Genomic DNA, 21,351 nt, shown 5'->3' on the forward strand with positions numbered 1-21,351 from the left:
CGCACAACCAGAAACAGGAACGCCGGCTTGAAGCCGGCGTTCCTGTTGGATTCAGGCCCCGGTTACCCGCGGCCATTCACCTCTTCACTGGGTCTCAAACGGCAGCGGCATGCTGCGCAGGTCCTTGCGGGTTTCCACCAGCACCAGCGGGCCTTCGTCCAGTATCACCGCGGGTTTGATCTCGCGCGGCACGTGGATGGGTTTGGGTTCAGCGGCGATCGCTGCCTGCACCTGGGCCACCTTGTCGGTATCGGAATTGACCCACACCAGACCACTGGCTGCGGCCACCTGGTTCAACTCGTCGATCGACACCGTGTAGGCCTGTACCTGGGGCAGACCGCGGGGTGCGGCTGCAACGGCGGCGGGTGCACTCGTGCTTACCGCGGGTGCTGCCACGGGTCGGGGTGCTGGCGTGGCCAGAACCGGCACCGGCTCGATCACGACGGGAGCGGCTTCAACCACCGTTTCTTCGACCGCGACCGGGCTGCTCTCCACCGGCAGGCTGAAATAGCTGCTGCGAACGGGTGCCTCGGTGGCCACCTCTTCAACCGGCGCCACGGACATCGCTGGCGCGGCGTCAGCTTCCGAACCCTGCTCGGACGCATCGCGCGGAGCACGCTCCCGACGGTCACGGCCATAACGGTCGCGGCTGCGGCGTTCGCGGGGCGCACGCTGACCACCGTTGTCCGTATCACCTTCTGTGGCGGGCGCTTCGGCGCCGCTGGCACGGGCGTCCGGCTCCAGGCGCTGCGCAGCGCCTTCCGCACCGTCCTGCTGCGCGACCTCAACGCCTTCCACACCCTGGGGGCGGCGGCGGTTGTCGTTGCGCGGACGGCGCTCGCGGCGCTGGCCTTCGGCCATGTCGGGCATTTCGCCAGTCGCCGCCGGTGCGGCATTCAGCAACGCTTCGGTGCCCTGGGTCTGGTCCAGCGGGGCCGCATCACGGCGGTTGTCACGGCGACCGCCATTGCGCGACTCACCACGCGGTTCGCCACGTGCCTCGCCGCGACCGTCCACCCGACCTTCGTTGCGACGGGTCCCTTCACGGCCCTCACGGCCCTCACGGCTTTCGCGGCCTTCCGGGCGGCCTTCCACGTTGCGGCCTTCACCACCCCGCGTGTTGCGGCCGGCTTCGCGACCCTCGCGACCTTCACGCGGTGCACGGCTTTCGTTGCCGTTGCGACCACCCCGGCCCCGGCTGTCGCGACCGCCTTCGCGGCGCCCATCGGGGCGCTGCTCGCTGCGATCACCGGTTTTGGCGACGGGTGCAACGGTGGGTGGTGCCGTGACGGCGGGGGCTTCGCCACCGCCAAACAGGCTCTTGAGCCAGCCGAAGAAACCCTTTTCAGCCGGTGCAGCCACCTTGGCCACGGGCGCTACGGCAACGGGTGCAGCCACCGGGACGGCAACGGGTGCTTCCGGCTTGGGTGCGGCCACAGGCGCCGGACCGTCGGGCAGCACACCCTTGATCACCGGTTCCTGCTTGTTGGTGCGTTCCTGGCTGCGGCGCGTGAAGCCGGTGGCTTCGTCCGGCTCGTCGGCCAGCTTGTAGCTGGCGTCCAGGTCGTCCAGACGCGGGTCGTCGTGCTTCAGGCGTTCCAGCTTGTAGTTCGGCGTGTCGAGCGACTTGTTGGGCACCAGCAGCACGTTGATGCGCTGCTTGAGTTCGATCTTGGTGATCTCGGTGCGCTTTTCGTTCAGCAGGAAGCTGGCCACTTCGACCGGCACCTGCACCAGCACGGCGGCCGTGCTGTCCTTGAGCGACTCTTCCTGGATGATGCGCAGGATCTGCAGCGCCGAGCTTTCCGTGTCGCGGATGTGGCCGGAGCCACCGCAGCGCGGGCAGGGAATGGACGAGCCTTCGCTGAGCATGGGCTTGAGGCGCTGGCGGCTCATTTCAAGCAGGCCGAACTTGCTGATGGAGCCGAACTGCACGCGGGCGCGGTCCTGGCGCAGGGCGTCGCGCAGGCGGTTCTCGACTTCGCGGCGGTTCTTCGACTCGTCCATGTCGATGAAGTCGATCACGATCAGGCCGCCGAGGTCGCGCAGGCGGGCCTGACGCGCCACCTCGTCGGCGGCTTCCAGGTTGGTGCGGGTGGCGGTTTCTTCGATGTCGCCGCCCTTGATGGCACGCGCCGAGTTCACGTCCACGGCCACCAGCGCTTCGGTCTGGTCGATCACGATGGCGCCACCCGAAGGCAGGTTCACCGTGCGGCTGTAGGCGGTCTCGATCTGGTGCTCGATCTGGAAGCGGCTGAACAGCGGTGCGTCGTCGCGGTAGCGCTTCACGCGGTGCCCGTGTTCGGGCATCACGTGGCTCATGAACTGGTGGGCTTGCTCAAAGATGTCGTCGGTGTCGATCAGGATCTCGCCGATGTCGCTGTTGAAGTAGTCGCGGATGGCGCGGATCACCAGGCTGGATTCCTGGTAGATCAGGTAGGCGCCTTTGCCGCCCTGGGCTGCGCCGTCGATGGCAGTCCACAATTTCAGCAGGTAGTTCAGGTCCCACTGCAGTTCGGGCGCTTCACGACCGATGCCGGCAGTGCGCGCGATGATGCTCATGCCATTGGGGTATTCGAGCTGGTCCAGCGCAGCCTTGAGATCCTGGCGGTCTTCGCCCTCGATGCGGCGGCTCACACCACCACCGCGCGGGTTGTTGGGCATCAGCACCACGTAGCGGCCAGCCAGGCTCACGAAGGTGGTCAGGGCTGCGCCCTTGTTGCCGCGTTCTTCTTTTTCGACCTGGACCAGCAGTTCCTGGCCTTCCTTGATCACGTCGTTGATGCGGGCCTGGTTGACCGGCACGCCAGCGGCGAAATACTGGCGCGAGATTTCCTTGAACGGCAGGAAACCGTGGCGGTCCTCGCCGTAGTCAACGAAGCAGGCTTCAAGCGACGGCTCGACGCGCGTGACGACGGCCTTGTAGATGTTGCCCTTGCGCTGTTCGCGCCCTTCGATTTCGATTTCGTAGTCGAGCAGTTTCTGCCCGTCCACGATCGCCAGGCGGCGCTCTTCGGCCTGCGTGGCGTTGATCAGCATGCGTTTCATGATGCGTTTCCTTCGGTCTGACACTGACATGGCGCCGGGTTGAACCCAGGCGCCGACCTGCCGTGAACCAGTGGAAAAACGCGAACGGGGGAGGAATTGCCGGAGAGCCACCGACCCGATGCCCACCCGGTGTTGGCCAGGGGGCGAGGGAGTGTTCGGGACGGGGCACGCTGTGTGTGTGCCGCGTTGAACTGCCGGGTCAGGGCGTAGGCGCGTGGACTGGGCTGAGCAGAGAAGGCTTGATGGCTGTCGGTGACATGGATCTCGCCGGTGATGTCTCTGGCTTCACTTCATCCTCAACCAGCCTGTCCACCGAGAGCGTGTGCCTTCTCGGGAACGCGGCTGGCCGATTGGGGTATTCCGTATTCGGGTTCGCAGTTTTACTCACGGATTCGCCCGCTGCTTCTACCTGACCGGTGCGGCTCCAGCCTCTTCGGAGAGGGCTTCGGGAGCAGGCGTCGGAACAGGGTGCAACGGGTGGCAACTAGTGGCCAATCGGGTCCCCGGTATCAAAGGTCGGAGGAGCCTGTCTGCGGTGACTGCCTTAAACTCAAGGAAATCAATCACTTACAGCACACGACTGGCACAGCACATTATAGTGTGCTCCCCGATCCATGGGGCCGGTATTTCCAGCGGGTTTTCCTTGAACGCCAAGCCATCTGTCCAGACCGCCGCGGCGGTCCAATTCCTCACGGTTGACGAAGAATCGGCCGGCCAGCGGCTGGACAATTTTCTCATTCGCCTGCTCAAGGGCGTACCAAAAACGCACATCTACCGCATCATCCGCTCGGGCGAGGTGCGGCGGAACAAGGGCCGCGTGGGGGCGGACGACCGGGTGGCCGCGGGCGACGTGTTGCGCATTCCACCGATCCGCTTGTCTGAGCGTGCCGAGGAAAAAACGGCCCATCCGGCGCCTGCGCGCGAATTTCCCGTGGTGTATGAAGATGATGCTTTCATGGCCATTGACAAACCCGCCGGAGTGGCGGTGCATGGTGGCAGCGGGGTGAGCTTTGGCGTGATCGAACAAATGCGGCAGGCGCGTCCCGCCGCACGTTTTCTCGAATTGGTGCACCGGCTGGATCGTGAAACCAGTGGCTTGCTGCTGATTGCCAAGAAGAAATCGGCCCTCAAAGCTTTGCAGGATCAATTCCGCGAGCGGGAAACCGGGAAAACCTATCTGGCCCTGGTCAAAGGGGGCTGGCCGGCGCGCCTCAAGGTGCTGGATCAGCCGCTGCACAAGTATTTGTTGCCCGATGGCGAACGGCGTGTGAAGGTGGTGGGCCCCGATGATCCGGACGGTATGCGTTCCGTCTCGCTGGTCAAGGTGGTCGGGCGCCTGCCTGCGCCCGCGGCCCTGGCGACCGCATACCCTGACGGATTCAGCCTGCTGGAGGTGACCATCAAGACCGGGCGCACGCATCAGATTCGCGTGCATCTGGCGCACGCAGGCCATCCGATTGCGGGGGACGACAAATACGGTGACTTCGAACTCAATCGGCAATTGAGCCGGGTGGGCCTCAAGCGCATGTTTCTGCACGCTTGGCGGTTGCGGCTGGCCCACCCGATTAGCGGCGAAAGCGTCGAGTTGCATTCGGAATTGCCACTGGAATTGAAAAACTGGTTGCCCGATGCACCGCATCGGACCCAATAACCCTATAGAATGGAATTTGCATCGTTCGGATGCAGAATCCAACCAAGACAATCCGCAAACTCAAAAGGACGATCAATGGCAAATTACGCTGAACTCATGGCGCAGGCACAGGCTTTGATGGCGCAGGCCGAGGAAGCTCGCAAAAGCGAGCTCGCCTCGACGATCGCCGATATCAAAGCCAAAATGAAAGAGTTTGGTATCACGGTGGCTGATCTGGGTGGCGCATCGGGGGGCAAGAAGCCTGCCAAATCCAAATCCACCGCTGCGGCAAAATACCGTGGCCCTCAGGGCGAGCTCTGGGCGGGTGGTCCGGGTCGCAAGCCCGAGTGGGTGCGCGCCGTGCTGGCATCGGGCAAAAGCATCGAAGACTTCCGCATCTGATCATCACGATACGGCTTTGACGGGGCACCTTCGGGTGCCCTTTGTTCTTGGTGTCGCCTTTGCGCGGGCGCAGCCGTGGTGCGGCGCCATCGCACCGTCATGTCGGGCATCGATAATGGAAACTTGTCTCAAACCTTTTTCAGCCGCATGCGCCCGCGCCAATTTGACCTGATTGCCTTCGACTGGGATGGCACCCTCTTTGACTCCACGGCCCTCATCGTGCGGTGCATCCAGGCCGCAGTGCACGACGTGGGTGGGCGCATTCCTTCCGATCGGGCGGCCAGTTATGTGATCGGCATGGGCCTGATGCAGGCGCTCGCTCACGCGGCACCCGATGTGCCGCCCGCACGGTACCCCCTGCTGGGCGAGCGCTACCGGTACCACTACCAGCAACACCAGGACGACATCAGCCTCTTTGATGGTGTCCTGCCGCTTTTGGCCGAGCTCAAGCAACGGCATCACTGGTTGACGGTTGCCACGGGCAAGAGCCGACAGGGGCTGGACACCGCCCTGCGAACGGTCGAGTTGCACGGTGTCTTTGACGGCTCACGCACAGCGGACGAAACTGCGGGCAAGCCCAGCCCGCTCATGTTGCACGAACTGATGCGCGAGTTCGGGATCGATCCCGGACGCACGCTGATGATTGGCGACACCACGCACGACCTCCAGATGGCGCTCAACGCCGGCTGCGCCAGTGTGGGCGTCAGCTACGGGGCCCACGAACCGGATGCTTTTGCCGAACTTTCGCCCCTGCACGTGGCGCATTCGGTGCAGGATCTGCGGGACTGGCTCACGGCCAACGCCTGAGGCCGGCGTCACACATGGCATCGTCGGAGCAGGACCCTCTCTATCCGTTGTGCAACAGCCGCGACCTCGTGGATTCGGGGTTGGCGGTGTCGTTCGATGTGGTCTACGCCGGACAGACCTGCCGGGCATTTGCCATCCGGTACCAGGGCGAAGCACACGCTTACCTCAACCGGTGTGCCCACGTGGCGATGGAGATGGACTGGCAACCCGACCGTTTTTTTGACGACAGTGGCCGCTGGCTGATCTGCGCCAGCCACGGGGCCATCTATGACCCCACCACAGGCGCCTGCCGCAGCGGCCCCTGCCGCGGCAGCCTGATCAAGATCCGGCTGGTCGAGCGCGATGGCGTGGTGCACTGGCAGTCACAATACGCGTTGAAACCTTTCCTACTCTGAGAGCAGCCAAACATGAACGACGATCCAGTGGGAACACCGTCCCCAGGCACAACCGGGCACCGTGCGGATGTGGGGTGGGAGCGCGCGGCGCTGGAAAAACTGGCATTTTCTGCCTTGGTGGAGCAGCGGTCTGCCCGACGCTGGACCATCGTCTGGCGATTGATGTGGCTGCTGCTGGCTGGTTCGTTGGTGTGGGTGATGTTCTTCTCGGGCGGAGGCGTTTCTTCCCCACGTAAGCCCCATACGGCGCTGATCGAAATCCGGGGTGAAATTGCGGCTGGTGCAGAAGCCAGCGCCGACAACGTGGTCAGTTCGCTGAAGGCGGCATTTGAAGACGCAGGCGCACAAGCCGTCGTGTTGCTCATCGATTCGCCCGGCGGCAGTCCGGTGCAGGCCGGCATCATCAACGACGAGATCACCCGACTCAAGGCCTTGCACAACAAGAAGGTCTACGCGGTGGTGGAAGAAACCTGCGCCTCGGCCGCGTATTACATCGCTGCGGTTGCTGACAATATCTACGTGGACAAAGCCAGTCTGGTGGGCAGCATCGGCGTGCTGATGGATGGTTTCGGCTTCACCGGCTTGATGGACAAGCTGGGTGTCGAGCGCCGCCTGATGACGGCGGGCGCCAACAAGGCCATGCTCGATCCCTTCAGTCCGCAGGACGCGGAACAGACCGCCTACATCCAGTCCATGCTCGGCGAGATTCACAGCCAGTTCATCACCGTCGTGCGGGCCGGGCGCGGCGACCGGCTCAAGGAAACGCCGGACACCTTCAGCGGCCTGGTCTGGAGCGGCCAGAAGGCGATTGCGCTGGGGCTGGTCGATGGGCTGGGCAGTCTCGATTACGTGGCACGCGAGGTGGTCAAGGCCGAAGAGGTGGTGGACTACACGCAGCGCGAGAATCTGGGGATGCGCCTGGCCCGGCAGTTGGGTGCCAGCGTCGGCGAGGGCATGTACCTGGCGGCCCGCTCCAGCGGATTGCAATTCAAGTAAGTTATGGACTCAACGCCAATCAGTGAACAGGGTGATTATGAAAATTGAGAAAGCTGTTTTTCCCGTCGGTGGCCTGGGCACCCGATTCCTGCCGGCCACCAAAGCCATCCCCAAGGAAATGTTGCCGGTGGTGGACAAGCCGCTGATCCAGTACGCGGTGGATGAAGCCTACGCGGCGGGCATCCGCGAAATGATCTTCATCACCGGACGCCACAAACGGGCCATCGGTGATCACTACGATGCGGCTTTCGAGCTGGAACACGAGCTGGAGCGCGGCAACAAGGCCGACCTGCTCAAGCTGGTACACGACATCAAGCCCGATGACATGGACTGTGTGTTCATCCGCCAGCCGCGCCCGCTGGGCTTGGGTCATGCGGTGCTGTGCGCTGAGCGCGTGGTGGGCAATGACCCGTTTGCCGTGCTGCTCGCCGACGACCTGATGGTGGGGCTGGCGGGCGGCCCTTCGGTGTTGCAGCAGATGGTGGCGGCTTACGAACAAAATCCCGGGACCGTGCTGGCGGTGCAGGACGTGCCACGCGAGCACACCCGTCGCTACGGCATGGTGGACGTGCATGGCGTCAACGAGGCGTTGGCCGAAGTGTTCGGCATGGTCGAAAAACCCATGCCCGATGTGGCACCCTCCACCCTGGCTGTGGCCGGTCGTTACATCCTCACACCTGCGGTGTTCGAGAGCATCCGCCGGCAACCCCGTGGCGCGGGGGGCGAGATCCAGCTCACCGATGGCATTGCGGCGCTGATCGGCACCGAGAAGGTGTATGCCTACCGCTACGAAGGTCAGCGCTACGACTGCGGCAGCAAGGCAGGTTTTCTGGAAGCGACCATTGACCTGGCGCTGGCCGATCCGTCGCTGCGCGAAGCGGTTCGAGCCCACATGGTCAAGGTGCTGGGCTGATCCTGGGGGAGCGCCTTGAGTGCTTCTCAGCGGCCGATCAGGAAGACCGCCGGTGCGTCCAAGGGCAAACCCTGCTGCAGTGATCGGGTCTTCCACTCGTTCGCCAGGGCACTGCGGGTGACCTGTTGCGGCAGCATGAGGCCGCAACTGACGGCCAGACGCGTGTGCGGGTGCAGGATCTGCAGCAAGGCCTGCAGCAAGGCAGTGTTGCGGTAGGGCGTTTCGATCAGGATCTGCGTCTGCCCGGTTTTCAGGGCCAGCGCCTCCAGCTCGCGCAGGCGTTTGGCGCGCTCGGTCGACTCCTGAGGCACGTAGCCCACGAAAGCGAACCCCTGTCCATTCAGTCCGCTGGCCGCCAGGGCCAGCATCAGCGACACCGGGCCGACGAGGGGCACCACCGGCATGCACAGTGCGTGTGCAGCGCGCACGACAGAGCTGCCGGGATCGGCAATGGCAGGCATGCCGGCTTCACTGACCAGGCCGATGTCGTGGCCCAGCAAAGCCGGTGCGAGAAGGGCCTTGGCCTGGCTGTCGCCCTCTGCGGCCGGGGTGTGGTCGCCTTTTTTGTGCGCCTGCCGGGGGAGTTCGATGATGGCTTGGGCTTGCAGCGGTGCGGCGAGCCCGTTCACCGCCTCCACACGCTTGAGAAAGGCGCGTGTGCTCTTCGCGTTTTCGCTGATCCAGTGGGTCAGCCGCGCCGCGACCGCCACGGTTTCGGCAGGCAGACATTCGGTAATGGGTGCGGGATGCGCACCTTCCGGCAGGCAGCCAAAGTCCAGCGGTGTGGGCACCAGATACAGCGTACCGGGCGTGGGTTGCGCCGGCTTCACAGAATGGGTACCCCCGCAGCGCGGATCATGCGGCAGGTGCGGATCAGCGGCAGACCGACCAGCGCGGTCGGATCGTCGTTTTCAATGCGTTCGAGCAAGGCGATGCCCAGACCTTCACTCTTGGCGCTGCCCGCGCAGTCGTAGGGCTGCTCGGTCCGCAGGTAGTGCTCGATTTCCCCCTCGGTCAGTGGGCGGAATGCCACCTGGACGGCGGCCAGATCGCTCTGCTCAAAACCGCTGGACAGGCACACCACGGCCACCGCAGTCTGGAAAACCACCGTCTGGCCGCTCATTCGGCGAAGCTGCTCGACCGCGCGCTCGTGGTTGCCGGGTTTGCCCAGGGGTTCGCCGCCCAGGTCGGCAACCTGGTCGCTACCGATCACCACCGCTTCGGGGTGGCGCCGGGCCACCTCGCGCGCCTTGGCCAACGCCAGACGCATGGCCAGTCCGGCGGGCTTTTCGCCCGGTTGCGGGGTTTCATCGACTTCGGGACGTTCGACATCAAAGGCGATGCCCAGTCGCGCCAGCAATTCGCGCCGGTAGGGCGACGTGGAGCCCAGAATCAGGCGCTTCTTCGAGAGGTTTTCAGGGGTGGGCATGTGCATGGGCATGCTGGTATTGTCCCCGCATTCTTTTACACTGCCCTCCATGAAACCGAATCCGAACACTGCGTGGAACCCGGCCCGGCTGGACGTGCGAGCTTTTGCCCAGGCCGGCGCCGGTGTGAACGCGGACGACCCGATGGGTCTGTTTGGGCGCCTGAAAGACGAGTTGCACCCCGAGTGCGGCGCGGCCGATCTGCCGGGTGTCCGTTGGCAGGCTCATGGCGCTTTGCGTGCGGCGTCCGAGGGCGGCGAGCCTGCGGTGTGGCTTCATTTGCTGGCGGAAACGGTGGCGCCCTTGACCTGCCAGCGCTGTCTGGGCGCGGTGGAAACCCCGCTCCAGGTGGACCGCTGGTTTCGGTTTGTGGCCGACGAAACCACGGCTGCGGCAGAAGACAATGACTGCGAAGAGGACCTGTTGCCGCTGGAGCCGCGTCCCAGCTTGTACGAATTGCTGGAAGATGAGCTGTTGATGGCGTTGCCGCTGGTGCCGATGCACGACGCCTGTCCGGTGCCGGTGTCCATGCAGTCCGGCGATGTGGCCGCCGCAGACGGCCCTGCAGAAGAACAGCGCCCGCACCCGTTTGCGGCGTTGTCCCGCCTGAAAAAGTGACGCAGGGTGATCTTCGGGCTATAATGCTTGGCTTTGCGCTGGTATCGATTTCACTGTGAGGTGTACGGTGTACACGAATATGGTGGTAGGCGAACCCTAGGCGCACCCCGATTGACCCTATTGAATTCAGGAGCCCACCATGGCCGTCCAGCAAAACAAAAAGTCCCCTTCCAAGCGCGGCATGCACCGCTCGCACAATGCGCTGAACGTGCCCGGCATTGCCGTTGAGCCGACCACCGGTGAAGTGCACCTGCGCCACCACATCAGCCCCAACGGCTTCTACCGTGGCCGCCAGGTACTGAAGAACAAGTCCGAAGCCTAAAGTGACGGCGGGTCGCCGATCCCGTCGCGATACCGCGTCCGGGGTGGAGACCGCTGTACTTGAACAGGCCCGCATGTGCCATGCGGGCTTTTTTCATTCTTGTGGCGCTTTGGGGCGCCACCACTGAGATGTTTGCATGATCACCGTTGCTGTGGATTGCATGGGTGGAGACGTTGGCGTGGGGGTGACCTTGCCAGCCTGCGAGGCCTTTTTGGCCAGCCATCCGCAGGCCCATCTGTTGCTCGTGGGTCAGCCCGAGATGTTGAAGAAGTCCCGGCCTCAGCTGCTCAACAACGTGCGCTGTCGCGTGGTGCCCGCCAGCGAAGTGGTCGCCATGGACGATCCGATCGAAATCGCGCTGCGCAAGAAGAAAGATTCTTCCATGCGGGTCGCGATCCAGCAGGTCAAGGATGGCGCTGCGCAGGCGGCGGTGTCGGCAGGCAACACGGGTGCGCTCATGGCCATTTCCCGCTACCTGCTCAAAACCCTGGATGGCATTGACCGGCCAGCGATTGCCAGTCAGTTGCCCAACGCACGCGGTGGCGCGACCACGGTCCTGGATCTGGGCGCCAACGTGGATTGCACGGCCGAGCATTTGTTGCAGTTTGCTGTCATGGGGTCGGCTCTGGTGGTTGCGATCACGGGCAAGCCCGAGCCCACCGTGGGATTGCTCAACGTCGGCGAAGAGGTGATCAAAGGCAGCGAAGTGATCAAAAAAGCGGGGGTCCTGCTGCGAAATGCGGCGAACACCGGTGACTTGAATTTTTTCGGTAACGTTGAAGGTGATGACATCTTCAAAGGCAGCGCGGACATCGTGGTATGCGATGGTTTTGTGGGCAATGTGGCGCTCAAAGCCAGCGAGGGCCTGGCGACAATGATCAGTGGCCTCATCCGTGAAGCGTTCTCAAAGAACATTCTGACGAAAATGGCGGCTATCGTCGCTTATCCGGTCTTATCGTCTTTTAAAAAACGGGTGGACCACCGTCGGTACAATGGTGCCGCACTGTTGGGACTGCGCGGCCTTGTTTTCAAGAGCCACGGTTCGGCCGATGCCTTTGCTTTCGAGCAAGCGCTGGTGCGGGCTTATGATGCGGCCCACAACGGGTTGCTGAAGAGTGTGCAGGAGCGCATCGCCCACGCCGCGCCGCTGCTGTCGCCAGCCGGGGTGCCCAGCGAGATCAGAAGCATTCCCACCCTTTAATTTGCCACCTTCAACCAGCATGACACGCTACGCCCGTATTTCCGGCACCGGCAGCAGCCTGCCGCCCCAGCGTCTGACCAACGCCGACATGGTCGACCGACTGGCCGCTGGCGGGGTTGAAACCAGTGACGAGTGGATTGTCGAGCGCACCGGTATCCGGGCACGACATTTTGTCGCCGACGGCGTTTTTGCCAGCGACCTGGCTGCCGAGGCCTGCCGCAAGGCCATGGACGCTGCGGGGTTGGATGGCAGCGACATCGATCTGATCATCGTGGCTACCTCTACGCCGGACATGGTGTTCCCGTCCACGGCGGCCATCCTGCAACACAAGCTGGGGATTTCGGGGTGTCCCGTGTTTGATCTGCAGGCCGTTTGCAGCGGATTTATCTACGGGCTCACGGTCGCTGACGCGATGATTCGCACAGGCACCGCGAAGAAAGCGCTCGTGGTGGGCGCCGAGGTTTTTTCCCGTCTGCTCGATTTCAATGACAGGACCACCTGTGTTCTGTTCGGTGATGGCGCGGGCGCGGTCGTGGTGGAAGCCAGCGATACGCCAGGCATTCTTGCCACCGACATCCACGCGGACGGCAAGCACGCCGGCATCCTGTGTGTTCCAGGGCACGTGTCCGGCGGCGAGATCCTCGGGGACCCCCTGCTCAAGATGGATGGTCAGGCGGTGTTCAAGCTGGCGGTGGGTGTGCTGGAGGAAACGGCGCGTGCGGTGTTGGCCAAGGCGGGTCGCAGCGATGCCGATATCGACTGGCTGATCCCTCATCAGGCCAACATCCGGATCATGCAGAGCACAGCCCGCAAGCTGAAATTGTCCATGGACAAGGTCGTGGTCACCGTGGATCAGCACGGCAACACCTCGGCGGCTTCGATCCCGCTGGCCCTCGACCATGCGGTGCGTGCCGGTCAGGTGAAAAAGGGTGACACCCTTCTGCTCGAAGGCGTCGGTGGCGGCTTCACATGGGGTGCCGTGCTGCTCGATCTTTGAGTCTGCGTGTCGCCAGGCTGGCCATCCGCCCCATTTACAGTTCTGTATCTTCCATGACTTCTTTTGCTTTTGTCTTTCCGGGCCAGGGTTCCCAATCCGTTGGCATGCTGGACGCTTGGGGTGATCACCCTGCCGTGCGCGAAACCCTGCAGGAGGCTTCGGACGCCTTGGGCGAGGATCTGGCGCGCCTGATCAATCAAGGCCCCAAGGAAGCGCTGGCCCTGACCACCAACACGCAACCGGTGATGCTGGTGGCCGGTGTGGCCGCCTGGCGCGTCTGGTGCGCCGAAGGTGGCGCTGTCCCTTCGGTTGTTGCCGGTCATTCGTTGGGCGAGTATTCGGCGCTCGTAGCCTCGGGTGTGCTGACGCTGGCTCAGGCGGCTCCGCTGGTCCGCTTTCGGGCGGCGGCGATGCAGGAGGCGGTGCCTGTAGGAACCGGCGCGATGGCGGCCATTCTGGGCATGGATGCGGCGAAAGTGATGGCGGGCTGTGCCGAAGCGCAGGCCACATTCGGCGGCGCCAGCCTGGAAGTGGTGGAGGCGGTGAACTTCAACGATCCGGCGCAGACCGTCATTGCGGGCAGCAAGGCCGCTGTCGAAAAGGCCTGTGAAGTCCTCAAGGCCCATGGCGCCAAGCGGGCGCTGTCGCTGCCGGTGTCGGCTCCGTTTCACTCCAGCCTGATGAAGCCTGCCGCGGACAAGCTGAAAGAGCAGTTGGCGGCAACCGCCTTTGCTCTGCCTCAGATTCCGTTGATCAACAACATCGATGTGGCCGTTGAAACCGATGCGGAACGCATCCGCGATGCGCTGTACCGCCAGGCCTTCGGGCCGGTCCGTTGGGTCGAGTGCGTGAGTGCCATTCGGGAGCGCGGCATCACCACGCTGGTGGAGTGCGGCCCTGGCAAGGTGCTGGCCGGCATGGTCAAGCGCATCGATGCGGGGCTGACGGGAGCGGCGCTTTACGATCCGGCCACACTGGCCGAAGTCAAAAACCTGCTGGTCAGCTGATCGGAGATACAACACATGACTGAAATCAAATATGCGGGCCAGGTGGCCCTGGTCACGGGTGCAACGCGTGGCATCGGTGCGGCCATTGCGCACGAACTGGCGGTGCGTGGTCTGATCGTTATCGGTACCGCCACCAGCGACGAAGGCGCTGCCCGGATCACCCAGGCGCTCGCAGGCGTGCCCGGTGCGGCCGCAGGCAGCCGCGGCGCGACGCTGGATGTGAACAATGCCGCTGCCGCTGAAGCCCTGATCGACGACATCACCAAGGCGCATGGGGGACTGCAGGTGCTGGTGAACAACGCCGGCATCACGCGCGACATGCTCGCCATGCGCCTCAAGGATGAGGACTGGGATGCCGTGCTCGATACCAACCTGAAGGCCGTGTTCCGCATGAGCCGCGCCGTGATCCGTCCCATGATGAAGCAGCGCTATGGCCGCATCATCAGCATCACCAGTGTGGTGGGCGCATCGGGCAACCCCGGACAAGCCAACTACGCGGCGGCCAAGGCCGGTGTGGCGGGCATGACGCGCGCGCTGGCCCGTGAGCTGGGCAGCCGCAACATCACGGTCAACTGCGTGGCGCCGGGGTTCATCGAAACCGACATGACGGCAACGTTGCCGGAAGAGCAGCAAAAGGCGCTGCTGGGCCAGATTCCGCTGGGTCATCTGGGCAAGCCGGCCGACATTGCGCACGCTGTGGCGTACCTCGCGAGCCCGCAGGCGGCCTATGTCACAGGACAGGAACTGCACGTCAACGGTGGCATGTTCATGTCCTGAAGGCAGGACGCCCCATTCAATTTTCGACGCCGACAAAGCCGTCCGGCGGGCCGTCTGGAGGCCACTCTCTAGCCCGGCTAAAATGACGGTCTGTCATCCAACCACCCTCAGAGGGACTTATGAGCGATATCGAAGCACGTGTTAAGAAAATCATTGCCGAACAACTCGGTGTGGAAGAAGGCCAGGTCACGCATGAAAAATCTTTCGTAGCCGACCTGGGCGCCGACTCGCTCGACACGGTGGAACTCGTGATGGCCCTGGAAGACGAATTCGGTATCGAGATCCCGGACGAAGACGCCGAGAAGATCACCACGGTGCAAAACGCCATCGATTACGCCATGGCGCACCAGAAGGCCTGATCCTTCATGGTCCAACGCAGGGCCTTCCCATGGGGCACGGTTCCCCGGGGAAAGCATTGCATTTCACGCACCCTGATGCGTGGGGGAATTCAATGAGTCGTCGTCGCGTCGTCGTGACCGGCCTGGGATGCATCAGCCCCGTGGGCAACACGGTGTCTGAGTCCTGGGCCAACATTCTTGCCGGCAAATCCGGTATTGATCGCATCACCAAGTTTGACGCGTCAAATTTCACTTGCCAGATCGCAGGCGAGGTCAAGGGCTTCAATGTCGAGTCGTACATGTCTTCGAAAGAAGCACGCACGATGGACGCATTCATCCATTACGGGATCGCAGCTGCCGCACAGGCCGTGGCGGACTCCGGTCTGCCCACGTGTGATGCGCTGGGTGAAGAAATGGCCACCCGGATCGGTTGCAACATCGGCTCCGGGATCGGCGGCCTGCCGATGATCGAAGCCACGCACACTGAACTCATGAACCGGGGTCCGCGCCGCGTTTCGCCGTTCTTCGTGCCCGCCTCGATCATCAACATGATCTCTGGCCATGTCTCGATCAAGTTCGGGTTCAAGGGCCCCAACATCTCGATCGTGACGGCCTGCACCACGGGTCTGCACGCGATCGGCATGTCGGCCCGGATGATCGAATACGGCGATGCCGACGTGATGCTGGCCGGTGGCTCGGAGTCCACGGTGTCGCCGCTGGGCGTTGGCGGTTTTTGCGCCGCCCGCGCGGTGTCCACGCGCAACGACGACCCTGCGACCGCATCGCGTCCCTGGGACAAGGACCGCGACGGTTTTGTGCTGGGCGAAGGTGCGGGCGTGGTGGTGCTCGAAGAATACGAGCATGCCAAGGCTCGGGGCGCCAAGATATATGCCGAGGTGTTGGGTTTTGGCATGAGTGCCGATGCCTACCACATGACCGCGCCCAATGTGGACGGCCCACGCCGTTCCATGCTGATGGCGTTGAAGAATGCGGGTGTCAATGCTGATCAGGTCGATTACCTCAATGCGCATGGGACTTCCACGCCACTGGGTGATCTGAACGAGACCAACGCCATCAAGGCGGCACTGGGCGATCATGCCAAAAGGACCGTGGTGAACTCCACCAAGTCCATGACCGGGCACCTCCTGGGCGGTGCGGGTGGTATTGAGAGCGTTTTCACCATCCTGGCTTTGAATGAACAGAAGAGCCCGCCCACCATCAACATCTTCAACCAGGATCCGGAGTGCGATCTGGACTACTGCGCCAACACGGCGCGTGACATGAAGATCGATATCGCCATCAAGAACAACTTTGGTTTTGGTGGCACCAACGGCACCTTGGTGTTCAAACGCGTCTGAGCCCGTTGACCGCGATAGGGGTCTGACGGCCTGATCATGCGCAACGCCCCATCGGTTCTGTATCCGGTGGGGCGTTGTGCTTTCTATGCGCGGTGGCTGTTGGGGCTCGGTGCGCTGGGTCTTCTGGCACTGGCTGGCGGATGGTGGGTGAGCGGCAACACGTCCTGGGCTGCGGGTGTTCCATGGTTGGGCGCTGTGCTTTGGTTGTCGTGGATCGGGTTCGCCACCTGGAGCTGGCAGCGAACGCCGGAGGGCTTGTTGCAGTGGGATGCGCTGGCCGATTCAGCGACGGGACAACCCCTCGCAGGCGCCTGGGTCTGGTCCAGCGAAGCGTACCAGGACGGTGTGACCTTGCTGCGGGTCGATACAGTGCTGGATCTGCAAAGCCTTGTGCTCTTGCGATTGCACTACCCGGATGCTGCGAGCAGTTGGGCCTGGGTCGAGCGGACACGTGAGCCCGCGCGCTGGAACGAATTGCGTCGCGCGCTGGTCGCACACAAGCGTCAAGGCTCTGCGTTCAGCTGATCCATCGCAGCGTTGTTCAGACCCGTCCAGCGGCATGACGTCCCTGCACGGCGTGACCGTGGATCGGGGCATCGTCAGGCTTGGGGTATATTTCCGCGGCCCCCTCTTGCCGCATGACACAACCCGAAGACCACACCGCCCCCCCGCCGCCCGACAGCGATGTCATGCTGGTGCAGCGTACGCTTGCCGGCGAGCAGCGCGCGTTCGAGTTGCTGGTCATCAAGTACCAGCGAAGGGTCGAGCGCCTGATCGGGCGCATGGTGCGCGACGTCGACCTGGTGCAGGACATCGCCCAGGAGACCTTCATCCGGGCTTACCGGGCGCTGGCGCAGTTTCGGGGTGACGCCCAGTTCTACACCTGGCTTTACCGCATCGCGGTCAATACGGCAAAAAAGCAGCTGCTGGAACTCAAGCGCGACCCGCTGATCTTCCAGTCCCAGATGAAATCAGCGGAGGATGATGAAACTTCCGGCTCCGAACGTGAACTAAATTCCAACGCGGTCGATCACGAGACGCCTGAGGCGGTGCTGGCCAGCAAGGAAATTGCCGAAGCGGTGAACGCCGCCATGGATGCGTTGCCGGAAGAGTTGCGCATGGCGATCAGCCTGCGGGAAATGGACGGTTTGAGCTACGAAGAGATAGCTCTGGCGCTGGATTGCCCCATTGGTACGGTGCGTTCCCGCATCTTCCGGGCGCGTGAAGCGATATCGGGTCGCATCAAGCCCATGCTGGAGCGCCAGTCCGGCAAACGCTGGTGACGCCGAATGGGGCGTGGTGTGAACGGGGCTTGAACCCCAGAGTTTTTTTGGATATCAACCATGAATGCCGAACAAGACAACGTGAACGTGCGCCAGCCTGCGGGGTCCGGTGTGCCGTTTCATGCCGACTGGGGTAGCGATCTGGCGGGTGCACTGTCTGCGTTGACCGATGATGAGATCGGTGCGGACGAGCTGGATGCCCTGCTGGCCGATCACGACCACCGCGCCGAGTTGTGCGCCGACTGGCATGCCTACCAGGTGATTGGCGATGTGCTGCGTGGCGCGGCGCCTGCCTTGTCGAACCACTCGCCGCAGGCCTTCTTGGCAGGTATCCATGTGCGTCTGCAGCTCGAAGAAGGGCCGCAAAGCAGCCCTGCGAGGCCTGCCGTGATGGCCCATGTGCGTGGGCATGCGGCGAACGATCCGGTGATGCGCTGGAAGATGGCCGCGGGTCTGGCCTCGTTGGCTGCCGTGGTGGCGGTGAGCTGGAGTGTGATGCGGGGCGCGCCGGGTGCGGATGGTGGGGTGGTTGCAGCGCCTCAACTGGCTCAGGTGGTAGCGCCCACAGAACCGGCGAATCCGGTAGTCGCCGGATCGAACACAGGGTCAACCAACGTGGCGGTGAGTACCGGGCAGGGCATCTTGATTCGCGATGCGCGGCTTGAGCAGATGCTGGCGGAGCACCGGCAGTATGGCGGCATGTCTGCGTTGCAGATGCCGGCGGGTTTCCTGCGCAATGCCACCTACGATACCGCTCCGCAGCGCTGATGCTCATGTCTCCTCATCTGTCGTTCGGTCGGTTTCTGTCGCGTGGCTTGGCCGTACCCATGACCCGCTCCGGTCACTGCGCTCACCGGTGCACCGGGCTGCATCCATGGTCTGCGCTGGTCCTGGTCGCTTTGGTCTTCGGGCTATGGCAGCCTTTGGCTCAGGCTCAGTCACAGGGTCTGACCGCGGTGCCGGCGCGCAGTGTCAATGAGTGGCTTACCCGAATGCAGGAAGCATCGCGGCAGCGGGCCTATACGGGCACGTTGGTGGTGTCGGCTGGTTCGGTCATGTCGACCTCGCGTATCTGGCATGTCTGCGATGGTGTGCAGCAGATGGAGCGTATCGAGATGCTCACCGGCGCACCGCGAACCACCATCCGCCGCAACAACGAAGTGATCACCTTTGTTCCCGACACCAGAACCGCCTGGATCGAAGAACACGAGTCGCTGGGCTTGTTTCCCGAGTTGCTGCGCACGCCAGCCAACGCCATTCCAAAATACTACGAGGTGCGTGAGACCGGGGTGCAGCGCGTGGCTGGGCATGCTGCCGATGTGGTCGAGATACTCCCCAGAGATCCTTTCCGGTTTGGTTTTCGTATCTGGTCTGAACAGAAAACCGGTCTGGTCGTGAAGCTGCAGACACTGGGCGAGCGGGGCGCCGTGCTGGAGCAACTTGCCTTCTCCGAGCTCCAGATGGACGCACCCGTGCGCATGGACAAGCTGCGCAAGATGATGAAGGACACCCGTGGCTATGAGGTGGTTCGACCGTCGCTGAAAAAAACCACGCCCGAGGCCGAAGGCTGGCATTTCAAGGAGGCGGTTCCAGGCTTCCTGCGCATGAGCTGCCACTCCCGGGAGTCCGGTGATGCCAACGAAGTTTCTTCGGTGCCCATGCAGTGCGTTTTTTCGGATGGATTGGCCTCGGTCTCGTTGTTTGTCGAGCCGCTGGATGCCCGCCGGCATGGCCCGGAAACCAGCGCGGTGATGGGCGCCACCCATTCGCTGGGCATGCGTCTCGGCAACCATTGGCTCACCGTGTTGGGCGAGGTTCCGCCGGCCACACTCCAGCGGTTTGCCCAGGCACTTGAGCGCACGCGTTGAACTGCCGGTCTGTGGGGCGGGTGCCTGGATGTGCCTTTTCTCCCTGTGTCTTCAGTACTATTGCCTGTCTGAATAGGATCAACATGACATTCAGTAAATCGAATCACGCTTCCCTGTTCAACATGGCCGCCGCAGGGATGCTGGCGCTGGCCGGCTCCGCAGCGCTGTTGTCGCCTGCGCCATTGGCTGCTCAGGGCGTTCTGTCTGCGCCCAGCGTGCGCGGCTTGCCCGACTTCACCGATCTGGTTGATCTGGTTGGGCCCTCGGTGGTGAATATCCGTACGCTGGAGCGAGCCAGAGCCAGCGAGGAAGCGGCTTCCGGAACAGATGAACAGATGCTGGAGTTCTTCCGCCGTTTTGGTATTCCGATTCCACCCGGCCTGTCGCCTCGCGGTCCACGTCAAGAGCGTGGTCCATCCGACGAGACGCAGCCGCGGGGTGTGGGTTCTGGCTTCATTCTCAGCAGCGACGGCCTGGTCATGACCAACGCGCATGTGGTGGACGGTGCCGACGAACTGATCGTCACCTTGCCGGACAAGCGTGAATTCAAGGCCAAGGTGGTGGGTGCTGACAAGCGCACCGATGTGGCGGTGGTCAAGATCGAGGCGAGTGGTCTGAGTGCGGTGAAGATTGGTGACGTGAACCGCCTTCGTGTGGGCGAATGGGTGATGGCCATCGGGTCGCCCTTTGGGCTTGAGAACACCGTGACGGCCGGGATCGTGAGTGCCAAGAAGCGCGACACCGGAGACTTCCTGCCCTTTATCCAGACCGACGTGGCGATCAATCCCGGCAACTCCGGTGGTCCGCTCATCAACATGCGCGGCGAGGTCGTGGGCATCAACAGCCAGATCTACTCGCGCTCAGGCGGCTTCCAGGGCATCTCGTTTGCCATCCCGATCGACGAGGCGGTGCGCGTGTCGGACCAGCTCCGCGCGACCGGGCGCGTCACGCGTGGGCGCATCGGTGTGCAGATCGATCAGGTCAGCAAGGAGGTGGCTGAGTCGATTGGTCTGGGAAGGCCTCGGGGGGCGCTGGTGCGGGGTGTCGAAGACGACTCGCCAGCGGCCAAAGCCGGGCTGGAGCCGGGCGATATCATTCTGCGTTTCGATGGCACGGAGATCGACAAGTCGGTGGACTTGCCGAGGCTGGTGGGCAATACACGACCCGGCAGCAAGAGTCGTGTGACGGTGTTCCGGCGCGGCTCGCAGCGGGAGTTGAGCATCACGGTGGCCGAGCTGGAGCCCGAGCGCACAGCCTCGCGCCCGACCGCTCCTGAGCCTGCCAAGCCACAGCCGGCGGGTGCAGCCAAGGCTCTGGGCTTGACGCTCTCTGATCTCACGCCCGCGATGAAGAAGGAGCTCAACCTCAAGGGCGGCGTGCGTGTGGAGAGCACCGAGGGTGCGGCTGCGCGCGCTGGCTTGCGCGAAGGCGATGTGATCGTCGCCGTCGCCAACACCGACACCGGTAGCGTCGCTGAACTGGAGGCGGCACTGGTCAAGCTCGACAAGTCGCGCCCTGTCAATGTGCTGTTCCGTCGCGGCGATTGGGCACAGTACACCGTGATCCGCCCGAGCCGATGAAGCCGGACAAAACTCGAATCCACCCCAACTGAGGTCAATAACCCACTGATCTTTATGGTATTTGGGGCTTGTGGGGCGGGGTGGCGGGTACGCCACACACCGCTTGTCTGCCGCGATACACGGTTTGCCTCCCGCTACAGTGAGTGAATGCTCACAAGGCTCCGGTTTCTCCTGACCGAATTCGATAAAATCGGGCCGGTTCCGGATCGATTCCTTCGTCGAGGCACTGCATCGGTTCACGATGTGAGAATCGCGCCAGATCGGCCTCGGTCATCCACAGATGCTTCACAAGAGCACTGGATTTCCTGTGAATGAATTGTGGATAAGTCCCATGTTGCTGCGCTGCAACAAGCCTCGGTTGGCGTTTGTCGGGTTTGCATTCCG

General features: G+C 63.1%; 22 protein-coding genes. 19 read left to right on the forward strand and 3 right to left on the reverse strand.

Annotation, left to right across the window (positions count from 1 at the left end):
• Positions 1-84: 84 nt before the first annotated feature.
• Positions 85-3,048 carry an Rne/Rng family ribonuclease gene (locus AC0GNO_RS04125; protein ID WP_472903055.1) on the reverse strand — a complete coding sequence of 988 codons (2,964 nt, stop codon included), beginning with the start codon at positions 3,046-3,048 and terminating at the stop codon, positions 85-87.
• 643 nt (positions 3,049-3,691) lie between these two features.
• Between AC0GNO_RS04125 and AC0GNO_RS04130 the strand changes: the two genes are divergently transcribed.
• From AC0GNO_RS04130 to galU, 6 genes are all read left to right on the forward strand, one after another.
• The gene (locus AC0GNO_RS04130) at positions 3,692-4,699 is read left to right on the forward strand and encodes an RluA family pseudouridine synthase (RefSeq protein WP_472890040.1); all 1,008 of its coding nucleotides are present in this window, start codon (positions 3,692-3,694) and stop codon (positions 4,697-4,699) included.
• Between the two features lie 96 nt (positions 4,700-4,795).
• Entirely contained in the window at positions 4,796-5,080 is a 285-nt protein-coding gene (locus AC0GNO_RS04135; protein ID WP_472890041.1) for an H-NS histone family protein, read from the forward strand.
• Between the two features lie 147 nt (positions 5,081-5,227).
• Positions 5,228-5,887, forward strand: coding sequence for an HAD family hydrolase (locus tag AC0GNO_RS04140; protein ID WP_472890074.1), 660 nt, complete (start codon positions 5,228-5,230; stop codon positions 5,885-5,887).
• Positions 5,888-5,901: 14 nt separating this feature from the next.
• Positions 5,902-6,282, forward strand: coding sequence for a Rieske (2Fe-2S) protein (locus AC0GNO_RS04145; protein WP_472903056.1), 381 nt, complete (start codon positions 5,902-5,904; stop codon positions 6,280-6,282).
• A gap of 12 nt (positions 6,283-6,294) precedes the next feature.
• A complete protein-coding gene (locus tag AC0GNO_RS04150) occupies positions 6,295-7,278 on the forward strand; it encodes a S49 family peptidase (protein ID WP_472890043.1) in 984 nt (327 codons plus the stop codon).
• Positions 7,279-7,315: 37 nt separating this feature from the next.
• Positions 7,316-8,191 (forward strand): UTP--glucose-1-phosphate uridylyltransferase GalU, encoded by an 876-nt coding sequence (gene galU / locus AC0GNO_RS04155; RefSeq protein WP_472890044.1) that lies wholly within the window; start codon positions 7,316-7,318, stop codon positions 8,189-8,191.
• A 26-nt stretch (positions 8,192-8,217) separates the two neighbouring features.
• Here the strand turns inward: galU and AC0GNO_RS04160 are convergent, their stop codons facing one another.
• Both AC0GNO_RS04160 and AC0GNO_RS04165 read right to left on the reverse strand, forming a co-directional pair.
• Positions 8,218-9,021 carry an SAM-dependent methyltransferase gene (locus AC0GNO_RS04160; protein ID WP_472890045.1) on the reverse strand — a complete coding sequence of 268 codons (804 nt, stop codon included), beginning with the start codon at positions 9,019-9,021 and terminating at the stop codon, positions 8,218-8,220.
• The gene (locus AC0GNO_RS04165) at positions 9,018-9,620 is read right to left on the reverse strand and encodes a Maf family protein (protein WP_472903057.1); all 603 of its coding nucleotides are present in this window, start codon (positions 9,618-9,620) and stop codon (positions 9,018-9,020) included. The genes AC0GNO_RS04160 and AC0GNO_RS04165 overlap by 4 nt, the downstream gene beginning before the upstream one ends.
• 49 nt (positions 9,621-9,669) lie before the next feature.
• Between AC0GNO_RS04165 and AC0GNO_RS04170 the strand changes: the two genes are divergently transcribed.
• The 13 genes from AC0GNO_RS04170 (at position 9,670) to AC0GNO_RS04230 (ending at position 20,967) form a co-directional block, all read left to right on the forward strand.
• Positions 9,670-10,236, forward strand: coding sequence for a YceD family protein (locus tag AC0GNO_RS04170; protein ID WP_472890047.1), 567 nt, complete (start codon positions 9,670-9,672; stop codon positions 10,234-10,236).
• 139 nt (positions 10,237-10,375) lie between these two features.
• Positions 10,376-10,558 (forward strand): 50S ribosomal protein L32, encoded by a 183-nt coding sequence (gene rpmF, locus AC0GNO_RS04175; protein ID WP_066086119.1) that lies wholly within the window; start codon positions 10,376-10,378, stop codon positions 10,556-10,558.
• 136 nt (positions 10,559-10,694) lie between these two features.
• A complete protein-coding gene (gene plsX, locus AC0GNO_RS04180) occupies positions 10,695-11,759 on the forward strand; it encodes a phosphate acyltransferase PlsX (RefSeq protein ID WP_472890048.1) in 1,065 nt (354 codons plus the stop codon).
• Between the two features lie 19 nt (positions 11,760-11,778).
• A complete protein-coding gene (locus tag AC0GNO_RS04185; RefSeq protein ID WP_472890049.1) occupies positions 11,779-12,756 on the forward strand; it encodes a beta-ketoacyl-ACP synthase III in 978 nt (325 codons plus the stop codon).
• Positions 12,757-12,809: 53 nt separating this feature from the next.
• Positions 12,810-13,763, forward strand: a complete 954-nt coding sequence (gene fabD, locus AC0GNO_RS04190) for an ACP S-malonyltransferase (protein ID WP_472903058.1) — start codon at positions 12,810-12,812, stop codon at positions 13,761-13,763.
• 15 nt (positions 13,764-13,778) lie between these two features.
• Positions 13,779-14,540 (forward strand): 3-oxoacyl-ACP reductase FabG, encoded by a 762-nt coding sequence (gene fabG / locus AC0GNO_RS04195; protein WP_472890051.1) that lies wholly within the window; start codon positions 13,779-13,781, stop codon positions 14,538-14,540.
• A 119-nt stretch (positions 14,541-14,659) separates the two neighbouring features.
• Positions 14,660-14,899: an acyl carrier protein gene (gene acpP / locus AC0GNO_RS04200; RefSeq protein ID WP_177135589.1), complete on the forward strand. Its 240-nt coding sequence runs from the start codon at positions 14,660-14,662 to the stop codon at positions 14,897-14,899.
• A 92-nt stretch (positions 14,900-14,991) separates the two neighbouring features.
• Positions 14,992-16,236, forward strand: a complete 1,245-nt coding sequence (gene fabF, locus AC0GNO_RS04205; protein ID WP_472890075.1) for a beta-ketoacyl-ACP synthase II — start codon at positions 14,992-14,994, stop codon at positions 16,234-16,236.
• Between the two features lie 36 nt (positions 16,237-16,272).
• Positions 16,273-16,761: a hypothetical protein gene (locus AC0GNO_RS04210; RefSeq protein ID WP_472890052.1), complete on the forward strand. Its 489-nt coding sequence runs from the start codon at positions 16,273-16,275 to the stop codon at positions 16,759-16,761.
• A 113-nt stretch (positions 16,762-16,874) separates the two neighbouring features.
• Positions 16,875-17,519: an RNA polymerase sigma factor RpoE gene (rpoE, locus tag AC0GNO_RS04215; protein ID WP_305362929.1), complete on the forward strand. Its 645-nt coding sequence runs from the start codon at positions 16,875-16,877 to the stop codon at positions 17,517-17,519.
• Between the two features lie 60 nt (positions 17,520-17,579).
• A complete protein-coding gene (locus AC0GNO_RS04220; RefSeq protein WP_472903059.1) occupies positions 17,580-18,287 on the forward strand; it encodes a sigma-E factor negative regulatory protein in 708 nt (235 codons plus the stop codon).
• Positions 18,288-18,346: 59 nt separating this feature from the next.
• Entirely contained in the window at positions 18,347-19,387 is a 1,041-nt protein-coding gene (locus AC0GNO_RS04225) for a MucB/RseB C-terminal domain-containing protein (protein WP_472903060.1), read from the forward strand.
• 83 nt (positions 19,388-19,470) lie between these two features.
• Positions 19,471-20,967, forward strand: coding sequence for a DegQ family serine endoprotease (locus AC0GNO_RS04230; RefSeq protein WP_472890055.1), 1,497 nt, complete (start codon positions 19,471-19,473; stop codon positions 20,965-20,967).
• The last annotated feature ends 384 nt before the right edge of the window (positions 20,968-21,351 follow it).

The sequence above is a fragment of the Hydrogenophaga sp. L310 genome (genome assembly GCF_055703065.1).

What these genes read in the sequence shown, in the direction of transcription:
- AC0GNO_RS04125 (WP_472903055.1), bottom strand. Translation starts at nt 3,048, where the DNA reads ATGAAACGCATGCTGATCAACGCCACGCAGGCCGAAGAGCGCCGCCTG.
- AC0GNO_RS04135 (WP_472890041.1), top strand. Translation starts at nt 4,796, where the DNA reads ATGGCGCAGGCACAGGCTTTGATGGCGCAGGCCGAGGAAGCTCGCAAA.
- AC0GNO_RS04140 (WP_472890074.1), top strand. Translation starts at nt 5,228, where the DNA reads ATGCGCCCGCGCCAATTTGACCTGATTGCCTTCGACTGGGATGGCACC.
- AC0GNO_RS04145 (WP_472903056.1), top strand. Translation starts at nt 5,902, where the DNA reads ATGGCATCGTCGGAGCAGGACCCTCTCTATCCGTTGTGCAACAGCCGC.
- AC0GNO_RS04150 (WP_472890043.1), top strand. Translation starts at nt 6,295, where the DNA reads ATGAACGACGATCCAGTGGGAACACCGTCCCCAGGCACAACCGGGCAC.
- galU (WP_472890044.1), top strand. Translation starts at nt 7,316, where the DNA reads ATGAAAATTGAGAAAGCTGTTTTTCCCGTCGGTGGCCTGGGCACCCGA.
- AC0GNO_RS04165 (WP_472903057.1), bottom strand. Translation starts at nt 9,620, where the DNA reads ATGCCCACCCCTGAAAACCTCTCGAAGAAGCGCCTGATTCTGGGCTCC.
- AC0GNO_RS04170 (WP_472890047.1), top strand. Translation starts at nt 9,670, where the DNA reads ATGAAACCGAATCCGAACACTGCGTGGAACCCGGCCCGGCTGGACGTG.
- rpmF (WP_066086119.1), top strand. Translation starts at nt 10,376, where the DNA reads ATGGCCGTCCAGCAAAACAAAAAGTCCCCTTCCAAGCGCGGCATGCAC.
- plsX (WP_472890048.1), top strand. Translation starts at nt 10,695, where the DNA reads ATGATCACCGTTGCTGTGGATTGCATGGGTGGAGACGTTGGCGTGGGG.
- AC0GNO_RS04185 (WP_472890049.1), top strand. Translation starts at nt 11,779, where the DNA reads ATGACACGCTACGCCCGTATTTCCGGCACCGGCAGCAGCCTGCCGCCC.
- fabD (WP_472903058.1), top strand. Translation starts at nt 12,810, where the DNA reads ATGACTTCTTTTGCTTTTGTCTTTCCGGGCCAGGGTTCCCAATCCGTT.
- fabG (WP_472890051.1), top strand. Translation starts at nt 13,779, where the DNA reads ATGACTGAAATCAAATATGCGGGCCAGGTGGCCCTGGTCACGGGTGCA.
- acpP (WP_177135589.1), top strand. Translation starts at nt 14,660, where the DNA reads ATGAGCGATATCGAAGCACGTGTTAAGAAAATCATTGCCGAACAACTC.
- fabF (WP_472890075.1), top strand. Translation starts at nt 14,992, where the DNA reads ATGAGTCGTCGTCGCGTCGTCGTGACCGGCCTGGGATGCATCAGCCCC.
- AC0GNO_RS04210 (WP_472890052.1), top strand. Translation starts at nt 16,273, where the DNA reads ATGCGCAACGCCCCATCGGTTCTGTATCCGGTGGGGCGTTGTGCTTTC.
- rpoE (WP_305362929.1), top strand. Translation starts at nt 16,875, where the DNA reads ATGACACAACCCGAAGACCACACCGCCCCCCCGCCGCCCGACAGCGAT.
- AC0GNO_RS04220 (WP_472903059.1), top strand. Translation starts at nt 17,580, where the DNA reads ATGAATGCCGAACAAGACAACGTGAACGTGCGCCAGCCTGCGGGGTCC.
- AC0GNO_RS04225 (WP_472903060.1), top strand. Translation starts at nt 18,347, where the DNA reads ATGACCCGCTCCGGTCACTGCGCTCACCGGTGCACCGGGCTGCATCCA.
- AC0GNO_RS04230 (WP_472890055.1), top strand. Translation starts at nt 19,471, where the DNA reads ATGACATTCAGTAAATCGAATCACGCTTCCCTGTTCAACATGGCCGCC.